The 11,831-nt window shown below is 55.5% G+C and carries 5 protein-coding genes; 4 read left to right on the top strand and 1 reads right to left on the bottom strand.

Translation table 11 applies throughout. The features are described from left to right. The first annotated feature begins 82 nt into the window (after nt 1-82). Nucleotides 83-2,386, top strand: a complete 2,304-nt coding sequence (locus DQG13_RS12160; protein WP_181592721.1) for a cache domain-containing protein — start codon at nt 83-85, stop codon at nt 2,384-2,386. A 237-nt stretch (nt 2,387-2,623) separates the two neighbouring features. On the opposite strand, the gene DQG13_RS12155 is transcribed toward DQG13_RS12160, so the two are convergent. Then, complete coding sequence (locus DQG13_RS12155) at nt 2,624-3,208, bottom strand: SGNH/GDSL hydrolase family protein (RefSeq protein WP_113020032.1); 585 nt, start codon at nt 3,206-3,208, stop codon at nt 2,624-2,626. Nucleotides 3,209-3,541: 333 nt separating this feature from the next. Here DQG13_RS12155 and DQG13_RS12150 point away from each other — a divergent pair, with 333 nt between their 5' ends. From DQG13_RS12150 to DQG13_RS12140, 3 genes are all read left to right on the top strand, one after another. Then, entirely contained in the window at nt 3,542-9,769 is a 6,228-nt protein-coding gene (locus tag DQG13_RS12150) for a polysaccharide lyase family 8 super-sandwich domain-containing protein (protein WP_181592720.1), read from the top strand. 201 nt (nt 9,770-9,970) lie between these two features. Continuing rightward, entirely contained in the window at nt 9,971-10,936 is a 966-nt protein-coding gene (locus DQG13_RS12145; protein WP_181592719.1) for an ABC transporter permease, read from the top strand. Beyond that, nucleotides 10,936-11,805 carry a carbohydrate ABC transporter permease gene (locus DQG13_RS12140; protein ID WP_113020029.1) on the top strand — a complete coding sequence of 290 codons (870 nt, stop codon included), beginning with the start codon at nt 10,936-10,938 and terminating at the stop codon, nt 11,803-11,805. The genes DQG13_RS12145 and DQG13_RS12140 overlap by 1 nt, the downstream gene beginning before the upstream one ends. Nucleotides 11,806-11,831 lie beyond the last annotated feature (26 nt).

The raw sequence follows: 11,831 nt of genomic DNA, 5'->3' as shown, positions 1-11,831 counted from the left end.
CGGCGGTATCCTCCCTTTGCAGAAAATGACTTTTAACTTATACTTATGGCATAAGAAGATGGGGGATATGAGGAGGCTCAACATGAAAGTTAGCATGTCAACCCGGGTCATGATGGTGTATGGGGGAATCCTGCTGCTGTTCATCCTGCTGACGTTTTTATTCTCGTATTGGGGAACAGTCGGCGGGCTCCAGCATCAGCTGAAGGAAACCAATCTGGCGCTGCTCAAGCAGATTGACCAGAAAATCGAGATGTCCTTTCAGCAATCGGAAAAGGATTTGCTGCAGCTTACGGAGGAATTGGAGTTCGTCTATTTTATGAACGACAGCTACAAGGACGATTCCCAGCGGTATGTAAATTTTGTAAATTTGCGCACTAAAATCAGCAGCTTTATGACGAAAAATATGAGATTTTCTTCCATATTTGTCTATTCGGATAAGACCGGAAATCTGCTTACAGACCGTTCCTATATGGGCAAGGAAGAATCCGATAACCAATGGCTGACCGATTATTTGGATAAGGAAGGTTACTTTTGGTGGTTGCCTACCCATAAAATTTGGGATGGCACCAAAAACAGGGATGTGGTAACTCTCATCCGGCCCTATCCCTCCTTAAGCGCGCCGGGCTACAGAAGGGGCCTGCTGGCGGTCAATATCGATGAAAACGAGCTGCACCAAATGATTCGGGATATCTATGAAGGGGATTCCTTTCAAGGCCACTCTTTTATTATTGACGGCCAAGGGGAAGTGGTCACCCATGATGACAAAAGCAAAATTTACAGCAATATGAAGGAGCTGCCCTATATGCAGACCCTGCTGGCCCGTCAGGGGGACGGATCATTCGCCACAGATATCGATAACGTCAGGCAGACTGTGTTTTACAAAAAATCCCCTTATACCGGATGGACCATTGTGACAGTTGTGCCGGAGGCCCAGGTGTACCGTTCCCTTATCTTCACCAGGAATCTTTTTATCGTGCTGACTGCCGTAATGTCTGCGGCCGCCTTGGCCCTGGTCTTTGTGTTCAACCGCAGAACCTTCAGGCCGATTGACCGGGTATTAGGCAAGCTGGCCGGAAGATATCAGGCTGCCCCCGTGGGAAGAAGCGTGCAGGGCACCTCCTATCTGGAGAGCATTATTGACCAGATGTTTCTGGACCGGGACAATCTGGAGCATCAGGTGCGGGAATCCAAGCCGGTTCTGAAGTGGCGGATTGTGATGGATATTCTCACCGGCTACCGGACAACGTATGCGAAGGCCAGGCATCATCTGGAGTATCTGGGCATCCGGCTCTTCCCCAACCGCTTCCTGGCGGCCTCTGCCGAAACCAGCAAGGAGGGCGGAATTGACCCCAAGGATGAGACATTGTATACATACTGTCTGTGCAATGTTGCCGAAGAGATCATCAATATGGAGAACGCAGGTGTGGCTATTGACCTGGGCGGCGGACGGGCGGCTATTCTCTTCAGCTTCGCGGAGGGAGACGAGGAGCAGAATGTTCTGCGGGCCACAGCGCTTTTGGAACAGATCCAGGAGGTGATGAAGAAGCAGATCGGCATAATGGTGACAGTCGGAATCGGCAGATGCTATGAGGATTTGAAGCAGGCTGCCGAGTCTTATGAGGAGTCCCAATTGGCCCTGCGCTACAAAATGGTCACCGGCCCCCACACCGTTATTTCCATTGAGGACCTGCAATCCACGGACAATCTGGGCTATTACCGGATGCTGCAAATGGTTGACCGTGTACTGGAGACCTTGAAGCTGAATGATCCTTCACGGATGAAGGAGCTGCTGGAGGAGGCCTTCCAGGAAGCGGTAAAGGGCAGCCTGTCTCCGGAGCTGATCAAGCAGTTTTCCTTTGAACTGGTGATGCGGGCTATGCAAACCATGGAAAGCCTGGGCATTTCCGCAGAGGATACGCTGACCCGGGTGGGCAATGTCCATGAGCGCATCCACCAATGCGAGGACTGGCGGCAGACGGAGCAGCTGGTAAGCACGCTCCTGGAGGAGTTGGCGGCGATTATCGGGGACAGACGCAACCAGAGAGGCAAAAAGGAAATTATCGATCAGGTTCTTGTGTACATTCAGGAGCATTACTCCGACCATAGCCTGTCATTGGACCGGTTGGCGGAGGAGTTCAATATGAGCCCCACCTATATCAGCAAATTGTTCAAGGAATATGCGGAAGGGAATTTTATTGATTATCTGATTGAGGTCCGCATCGAGGCGGCCAAGCGGCTTTTGGAGAACAAAAACGCCAAGATCGGGGATATTGCCGCCTCTGTGGGCTATGCCAACAGCCGCAGCTTTATGCGCTCCTTCAAAAAATGCACCGGATTGACCACCACCGAATACAGGGAACGGTTTGCCCGGGGAAAAACCAGCTAGCTGCGCAGACTTCTCCATGCTCCCATACAAAGAGACCCCCGGTGAAGGGGGTCTCTGTTCTTCTTATGACAAGAATCGTTACCCAGGCAAAACATGCAACCGCCGCTTTTGCAAAAAATGTCCCCGTTCACCGAATTTAACCGTAGGCGGCGGAAGAGCCGCCAGGTAGAATAAAGCCTGAGAGATTCATGGAGCGCAGCAGAATCAGCGGACATGCCTTTTGGCGGCAGCCCCTTGTTACAGCTTCTCCGCAATCATCCTCGCCGCCTGTTCCGCACAGACTCTGGAGCCTTCCTCCGTCAGATGAAGCCCGTCTCCGCATTTATAGAAGTTTGGATCGTGGTGCATCAGCGTATACAGATCGTTTACGGCGATGCATTCTTCGGCCATCAGTTTTTTGGCGGCATCGTTGTATTGAATGACCCAATCGTTGCTATAGGTGATGCTTGTTCCTGTGCCGGTGTTGTCCAGGGAGGCGCCGTTATCCAGAATCGGAGTCGTAGTGGCAAAAATGATTTCCGCCCCGTTGCGGCGAATCTCCGCGATGATTCTCTTCAGGAAATGAACGTATTCATCAACGGGATGCATGGGCTCCGCCATGGGCGCTTCGATGTTCATGTCCCAGTAGCCGTTGTTCCAATGAACCACGTCAAATTTGCCGTATTTCCGGAAAAACTGATTGGCCTGCCAGAGGGTATAAGCGGCAAAACGCCCGTTGTCCTGCTCATCGTAATACACCTCGCAGGTTCCTTCCAAAAGCTCCTTGACGTATTGGTCATAACCCATTCGGATAGAGTCCCCTAATAAGAGCACTTTTTTCATCCGGCACGTACCTCCTCCAGTGGAATATCAGATAAATTAATTTTGTTATGCTAACGGGGTTAATTGGGAATAACAAATCAGGTTTATGATAGCAACCTCATGAAATGAAGTCAATGCTTTGTCTTCAAATCATCTTTGCAGGGCATTTAACAGACAGAATACATCAGTTTGATTCCAAAAAATCGGTATGGTTCATTCCAAGCTGAAAATCCGAATGTTAAAATCCACATGAATCACGTTTGCGGCATAACGGAAACAACACTTAAGAATGCTTATGAAAGCGCTGTCCGAATTGCCGTGGTACGTGAAATAAATGTAGAAAGGAAAGTGACAATGAAAAGAGCTTCACTGCTTTCGTTGCTTTTGGCGATTGCTCTGCTTTTGACCTCCATCGGAATCGCCCCGCCGTCAATGGCAGGTGCGGAGCCCGCCCCGGACCCCTATGCGTTGATCCGGCAGAAACAATATGAGGTGCTTACAGGCAGCGGAACCTATGATCCGGCCGCTCCTCCCGCCGAGATCCAAAGCAAAATCGCCCAATTGGATGCGCTCACAGATGGACACGCGGCGTCTATGAACCTCTCCCCCCAACGGGCCTGGCTTTGGGAGGATCTGAAGAACGGAGCCAACCCCGTCGTTGAAGGGGAAGCCTTCGCAGGCAGCTCTACCGAAAGCGTCGCCTATTCCTACTCCCGGCTGGTGGTGATGGCCACTACCTACCGCACGCCGGGCAGCAAGTGGTACGGAAATCCGGAGTTGGCCGGCATGATCCTGGGCGGCATGGATTTTCTGGACGCCAATTGGTACAATCTGACCCGGGATTTTTCCGGCGCCAACTGGTGGTATCTGAAGATTGACATTCCGGGCAAAATCAACAATGTGGCCGTGTTGATGTATGACCTGTTTACCCCGCAGCAGCTGCAAAATTACATGAATGCGGAGGACCGTTATGTTCCCCACATTGTGGACGACTCCCCCGGTGCGGCTTCCGGCGAAAACGTAGGAGCCAACGCCGTTTGGAAGGGATTCCGTGTGCTTCTTAGCGGAGCATTGACCGGCAATCCGCAGAAAATCGCCGAAGCCCGGGATAAACTGAGCGAAAGCTTCGAGTACGTGGAGTCGGGGGATGGTATGCAGGCGGATTACTCTTTCCTGCAGCACGCCTGGAATCCATATAATTTATCCTATGGCATGTCCTCTCTGACCGATATAGTCAATACTCTTTATGTGCTGGAGGGAACTCCCTGGTACCCCGCCGACCCCAATCTGGAAAGAATCTTCGAGTGGGTGGAGAAGGCCTATGAGCCCTTTATTGCCAACGGCCTTGGCATGGGAATGGTAGAGGGGCGGGCTGTGGCCCGGGCCAGGGCTTCGGAGCAATCCCCCTTTAACCTGGTGAATACGGTGTCGAGAATGATCTCCTTCGCGCCGGAGGAATATGTCCCCAGGCTGAAATCCATTGTCAAAACCATCATGTCCAGCATTGACCTTGTGTATTACCGGCAATATTCCTCCATTCTGGATATTAAGCTCAGCAACGGCATCTATACGGATGCCGCCGTTCCCCTCAAGCCTAAGGCTGCCGAGCATCTGCGGTTTCCCGGCATGGACCGGGTGGTGCACCGCAACGGCAGCTTTACGGTAGGCTTGGCCATGCATTCCACGCGGACCAAGAACTTTGAGGCCAATGGCGAGTTCAAGACGGGATGGAATATCGCCAACGGCATGACATATGTGTATACGCCCAATGACCGGCTGCAATTTACCGACAAATTCTGGTTTACCGTGGACCCGGATAAATTGCCGGGAACAACGGTGAATACACGCCCGCGCCCCCTTGAAATCAACGGCGTGAGTGTGGATATGTGGAATGATCATCCCTATATGTCCAAACCGTTTGTTGCCGGCAATCCCATGAGCTGGACCGGAGGAACGGACCTTGGAGCATACGGAGCCGCCGGGATGCAGCTGGCGGGGGTGATGAACACCAGTATAAGCGCCGAGCAGGCCAAAAAAGAGCTGATGGCCAAAAAATCCTGGTTCATGTTCGACAATGAGGTGGTGGCGCTGGGAGCCGATATCAGCAGCAGCGAGGGCTCGCCCATTCAGACGGTCATTGAGAACAGGCGTTTATCCGCCGCCGGCGACGATTCCTTTATTGTCGATGGAGTGGAACAGCCGGGCGGACCGTTTGAGGAAACGGCAAACGGAGCCAACTGGATGCATTTGGCCCCGATGGGCGGTTATTATTTTCCCCAACCGGAGAATCTGCAGCTTGCCCGGTACAGCAGGAGCGGCAACCTTGGCTCCATCAGTCTGCAAGGCAATCCCGATGCGCCCAAGATTACCGAGAACTACTTGTCCATCATTCTGGATCACGGGGCCAACATCAGCGGTAAAGGCTATGAATACGTCCTGCTGCCTGCAAGCACAGCCCAGGAAACGGCGGCATACGCCGATGATCCCGATGTGGATATCCAAGCCAACACCGCAAAGGTGCAGGCCGTCCGGGAAAACAGGCTGGGCATCACGGCAGCCAATTTCTGGACCAATGAGGTAACGGCGGCGGGCGGATTGAAGGCCAACGCCAAATCCTCCGTGATGGTGCAGGAGCAGAGCGGCAATTTGGCTGTCTCAATCTCCGACCCTACTCAAGCCAATACAGGGAATATTTTGCTTGCCATCAACCGCAGCGCCGCCTCCCTGATCGGCTCCAATCCGCGGATTGAGGTGATCAGCCTGCAGCCCACCGTTGTAGTGGGGGTGAATGTGCAGGGCCTCAAAGGCCAGTCCGTTCATTTTGAGCTGGCGGGAGCCGGAGCGGGAGTGGATGAAGCGGTATTCCAGGCTGATCTGGATATGGGACTTGCCGCCAGACAGTTGGATGTGCGGATGGCGATCAAGAATGCCCGGGGCTTCCTGGCGGAAGCGTCCATCGGCTATACGGACGGCCAGTATCCTCCAGCCGCCCGGAACGCTCTGGAGGCGGCGGCCGCCCAAGCCGAACCCTTCGCAGCCGATCCGAATCTGGGGGAAACGCAGAAGCAGGACATTGTCCGCGGGCTGGAAGTGGCCCTTCAGCAGTTCAAGGGCTCCCTTGTGCAGAGCAGTCTCAGGGTCGGAGCGGATGCGGATACCTCCGTCCAGTTCAATAATGCGGCAGGACTTGGCTCGGCCACGGAAATTATGGTCAAGACGGATAATACGGGATGGCTTGGCGGAACAAGAGCGGGCTTTCTGCGGTTTGCGCTTGGCGACAATGGGGCTGTCATCAAAAGCGCCAAGCTGTCGGTCATTACCAGAATCGGCGAAGCGACTACGGCGCTCCCGCCTTTAACCATCCGGCGGGTGGCCGACAACAGCTGGCCGGAGCAGGGCATGACGTACAGCACCATGCCGCCGTACAGCGCGGAAGCGGTGGCGGAAGCCACGCCGTCCAGCAAAAATTCGGTGGAGACACAGTTCGATGTGACCGGATATATCGCCGACAGTCTGGACAACGGCATGGTGTCCATGGCTATTGTTCAGGTTCCCCTGCCCCCCATAGTGGCGCCCGACACGCCCAATAATGACAACACCAGTCCGCTGTACAGGATCAGCGCCAGAGAGAGCGGAGTCGCTTCCGCGCCCAAGCTGATTATCGAGTATGAGACCTTGGAGGGGGCATTGGCCCATGCCGGGGAGGCCATTGGCCGGATTCCGGAGGGAATGACTTCCAGCTTGCTTGTGGCCAAAACAGCTCTGGAGGCGGAGATGGCAGCCGGTGAAGAGCTGCTGGGCGATGCAGCGGCCGGCAATGAAGCGGTCCGCACAGCGATCCTCCGCCTGATGCAAAAAACCGGCGTGATTGATCAGGCGCTCCAGACCGCTGCCGACAGCGCGCCGCCCAGCGCGCCCCAGGCCTTGACAGGCAAGGTGCAGAAAGCGGATATTCTGCTGCAATGGACAGCATCGTCAGACAATATCGGCGTGGCGGGATACGATATTTACCGCAACGAAGCGAAAATTGCCCATGTGGCGGAAACGGAGTACCTGGACTTAAATCCCGGGAAAGGGCTGCTTCATACCTATTTCGTTCGCGCGGTTGACACGGCGGGCAATGAATCCGCAGCCAGCAATCGGGTGGAGCTGGCGATTCCCTCCGACCCCGATATAGCCGAACGGCAGGCGGCAGTAGCCAGCGCCATCGGTTCTGCCCGGGAAACGCTGAGTGTTTCCCCCGTTGGTTACAGCATCGGCCAATATCCGCCGCAGGCCGCGGCCAGGCTGGAGCAGGCGGTTTCCGCAGCCGAGCCTTACAGCACAAAGGCGGATTTAAGCGAGGCGGAGAAGGCGGCCGCCATCGGACAGCTGGAGCTTGCCTGCAAGAGCTTCCTGCTGTCCCGGGTGGCAAGCTCTGCCACGGTTCCGGTGGATGCGGATACAGCCGTCCGGGTGAACTATGGAGAAAATCATGGCTCGGCCGCTGTTCTGCCGATTAAAACAGACCCCACCTGGGCCGGAGGAAACCGGATTGCGCTTCTGCGGTTTATTGTGGGGAATAACGGATATCTGCTTAAAAAGGCCACGCTGCTCGTTCAGGGCAATGTCAACGACAGCAATCCGTCCACCGATATTCCGCCCTTGGCTATCCATGCCGTGGCGGACAACAGCTGGTCCGAAACCGGGGTCACATACGCCACTATGCCGGAGATGGGCCAGTTGGTGGCCGCAGCCGTTCCTTCAAGCAGAGCGCAGGCGGAAACCGGCTTCGACATTACCGGCTACGTGTCCGGCAGCCTGGAGAACGGAGCGGTTTCCATGGCGCTTGTCCAGCAAGCGCTGAGCAGCGGAAATCCGGGGCTGTACTACCAGATCACAGCCAAGGAAGCGTCCTATTCTACGGCCAGGGCGCCCAGAATCGAGCTTGAGTATGATCTTCCCGCTACCCTGGAAACGGCTCTGGAGGCAGCGCGGGCAGCGGTAAACAGGCTTCCCGCCAACTCCGCGGAAGACTTGTCCGAGCTTCGCTCCGCATTGGCGGCCGGCGCTGCAGCGGCGGAAACGCTGCTGGCCGGACCGGAGGCGGACAGCGGTGAATATATGCGCTCCATTGCTTCTTTGAGGGCGTTGACGGACCAGGCCAACAGCGTCGTGGTGCCTCCCCTTTCCCCCGCAGCGCCGCAGAATGTGACTGGAGCTGTCTACGGGACGGTGATTCAGCTCCATTGGGATGCAGCCTGGGATGATGCGGGGACAGTGACCTATGCCGTTTACCGGGACGGGGCGCAGCTTGCCTTCACCACGCTGCCCGCCTACACGGATAACGCGGTATCTGCCGGCAACCATTATGTCTATACGGTTGCGGCAATAGATGCGGCGGGCAACATGTCGCCGGCCAGCCAGCCCGTTGCCCTGTATGTTCCGCATCCTGCCGGACCGGAGGAGCCGCAGCAGGAAGACCCGGCGCCATCTCCGCCTGCGCCGAAGGAAGAACCGGCGGCTGACCCGCACACCGCCGTAATCCGGCCGGAGGAGCTGGAGCAGCTCGCTGCCCAGGGCATGGCGTTTCTTCTGGAGGATGGCCGGACAACCCTGATTTTGCCGGGCAATTCCGGCGCGCTGCTGCAAGGGCGGTCGCTGGCCGTTCAGACCGGCTTCCTCCGGCTGAAGCTGCCCGCCGCCGTGCTGTCCTCCGGTGAAGAGTTGGCAGGAGACCGGCAGTATCTGCTGGATGTCACCCCGGCGGCAGGGGTCAAGACAGACCGCCGTCAGGCCGGTCCGGTGGTGGAGCTTGGTTTGCAGCTCCGCGACGGCCAGGAGCTGGAGCGGGTCAGCGCCTTCGCCGAGCCGGTCAGTCTGACGCTGAAGGTGGACTCGGATCGGGTGGACGTGCGGCTGATCGGAGTATATCGGCAGGAGCCCAATGGCCAATGGGAATACGTAGGCGGCAGGTATGACAGCGCACTTCAGGAAATATCCGTTGGGATTGCCGTCCCAGGCCGGTACGTGGTCTTGGAATATAACGAATCCTACAGTGATGTGCCCGCTGCCCATTGGGCTTATGACAGCCTCAAAATATTGACTTCCCGGCATATCATCTCCGGGACGGGGAGCGGTGAATTTCATCCGGAAGCCTCCGTAACCCGCGCCGAATTCACAGCCATGCTTGTCCGTTTGCTGGATTTTCCTGCGGCCGGCAAGGAAGCCGGTTTCCGGGATGTGTCGCCGGACGATTGGCACTATGGGCTTGTCCAAGCGGCGAGGGCGGCGGGATTGATCCAAGGGGATGAGACCGGAAGCTTCCGTCCCGGTCAAGCGCTGACCCGGGAGGAAATGGCTGCCCTGCTGGTCCGGGCTTATGAATACGCCGCCGGCGGGAAGCCAAGCGGCGGAGGCACCCTGGCGGATTACCGGGACGGCCCGGCTGTCTCCCCATGGGCCAGACCCTTTGTGGAGGAAGCTATTGCCTCGGGAATCATGCAAGGGAGGGACGACGGGGTGTTCCATCCCCAGGGCGCGGCCAGCCGGGCCGAGTCCGCGCAAGCCGTCCTGAACCTGCTTAGCCGCATGAATCAGTAGAATAAACAGGGGCATCCGGATATATTGGGCTGATGAAATCCCCCGAAAAAGCGGTTTCATTCCGAATAATCGCTTTGAACAATGGGTGATCAGTCGGTTTAGGCCCGAATGAGCAGTATGGAATATATCCGGATGCCCCGGCTGTCTGCATAATGGAATTACCGAATGGGCCCGCGGCAAAAGGAAAGGAGAGAGAGAACCATGGAGAGTCTCACCGGGAAAGAGGTTTATTCCCAGCCGGATGCCATTGACCGTCAGAAAGGCAAGGGTATAAAGAAGCTGAAGCCTTATCTCCCGCTGTATCTGTTGTTTCTCCCCGTACTGATTTATTATCTGCTGTTCAGCTATGCTCCGATGGCCGGACTTGTAATCGCATTCAAGAATTATAACTTCTTGGACGGCATCTTTCATAGCGAGTGGGTGGGGTTAAGCCACTTCCGCCGCTTTTTGCAAAACGGCGATTTTTGGCTCGTATTCAAGAATACTGTGCTGCTGGCGGGGTTCAGGCTGGCCGTTGTGTTTCCTGCCCCAATCATTTTCGCTGTCCTGTTGAACGAGATGCGTTTTTCCAGGGTAAAGCGGATCATCCAGACCATCTCGTATCTGCCCCACTTCCTGTCCTGGGTGGTGGTGTACGCCATCTGCTACAATTTTCTGTCCGATTCAGGCCTTGTGAACTCGATTCTGGCTTATTTCGGCATGGAGAAAATCGCCTTCCTGGGGGAACCGTCCTTATTCCGTCCCATCTTTGTAGGCAGCTCCGTCTGGAAGGAGCTGGGCTGGAACGCCATTATCTATCTGGCTGCGCTGACCCGGATCGATACGGATCTTTATGAGGCCGCTTCCATTGACGGGGCCAACCGCCTGCGCCGGATCTGGCATGTCACCTTGCCCGGCATCCGCACCATTGTCAGCATCATGCTGCTGATGGCTCTGGGGGATATCCTCAGCGTCAGCTTCGAGCAGGTGACGATCATGATGAACCCCATGGTCTCCTCTGTGGCGGAGGTCATCGATTATTATGTGTACCGGGTTGGCCTGCTGGGGGCAAACAACTTCAGCTATGCCACCGCCGTCGGGTTTTTCCGCTCTATCATTGCCCTGACTGTAGTGATTATTGCCAATGTATTAGCCAAAAAAATCGACGAGGATGGAGGGATCTGGTAATGGGCGCCACCTTCATGCGCAAAAAAGGAATTGCCGATATGGTGATTCTCGCCGGCATGATCTGCCTTTGCATCATCACTCTCTATCCCGTGCTCAATTTGGTCTTTATCTCCTTGTCCAGCATGGATGAGGTGATGAAAAGCAACGGCATGATGCTGTATCCCAAATCCATTGATCTATACGGCTACAAATATATCTTCCGTTACGCCGGCTTGACCGATGCTTACAAAATGACCATTTACATTACGATAGTAGGCACGGCCATCAATCTGGTTATGACCACGCTGGGAGCTTACGTGCTGTCCGTCAGAGAGATGCCAGGGCGCAATATACTGATGACCATGGTCATCGTCACCATGTTCTTCGGCGGCGGACTCATCCCCAGCTATCTGGTGATCAAAAATCTGGGCCTGACCAATACCGCCTGGGCGGTCATGATCCCCAACGCCATCAGCGCCTGGCTGCTGATTCTGATGCGCAATTTCTTCCAGGGCATCCCCAAGGAATTGCGGGAATCGGCCAAAATCGACGGCTGCTCGGAAATCGTTACCCTGATCAAAATTATGCTGCCCTTATCCTTGCCGATTATTGCTACCTTGTCCTTGTTCTACGGCGTTGGGCACTGGAACGAATATATCAACGTGATCATTTACATCAACGATGTCAAGCTGTCGACGCTGCAGGTACTGCTGCGCAAGATGTACACTTCGGGAGCTATTGCCGAGATTGACGGAGACAGCCTGCCGCCTCCGGTGGAAACAGTCCGCGCGGCCACCGTAGTGATAACGGCGCTGCCGATCATCTGCGTGTATCCGTTCCTGCAGAAATATTTTGTCCAGGGAATGATGGTCGGCGCTGTCAAAGGCTGATAGCCCCACATGCTTGCACTCTCCCA

This window comes from Paenibacillus sp. YN15 (assembly GCF_003285005.1).
Lineage (GTDB): Bacteria > Bacillota > Bacilli > Paenibacillales > NBRC-103111 > Paenibacillus_AR.
Note: the sequence above shows the minus strand (reverse complement) of the source record. Positions and strands in the feature narration are given on the sequence as shown.

Excerpts from the sequence above, each read along its gene's own strand:
- DQG13_RS12160 (WP_181592721.1), top strand. The coding sequence starts at position 83 with ATGAAAGTTAGCATGTCAACCCGGGTCATGATGGTGTATGGGGGAATC.
- DQG13_RS12155 (WP_113020032.1), bottom strand. The coding sequence starts at position 3,208 with ATGAAAAAAGTGCTCTTATTAGGGGACTCTATCCGAATGGGTTATGAC.
- DQG13_RS12150 (WP_181592720.1), top strand. The coding sequence starts at position 3,542 with ATGAAAAGAGCTTCACTGCTTTCGTTGCTTTTGGCGATTGCTCTGCTT.
- DQG13_RS12145 (WP_181592719.1), top strand. The coding sequence starts at position 9,971 with ATGGAGAGTCTCACCGGGAAAGAGGTTTATTCCCAGCCGGATGCCATT.
- DQG13_RS12140 (WP_113020029.1), top strand. The coding sequence starts at position 10,936 with ATGGGCGCCACCTTCATGCGCAAAAAAGGAATTGCCGATATGGTGATT.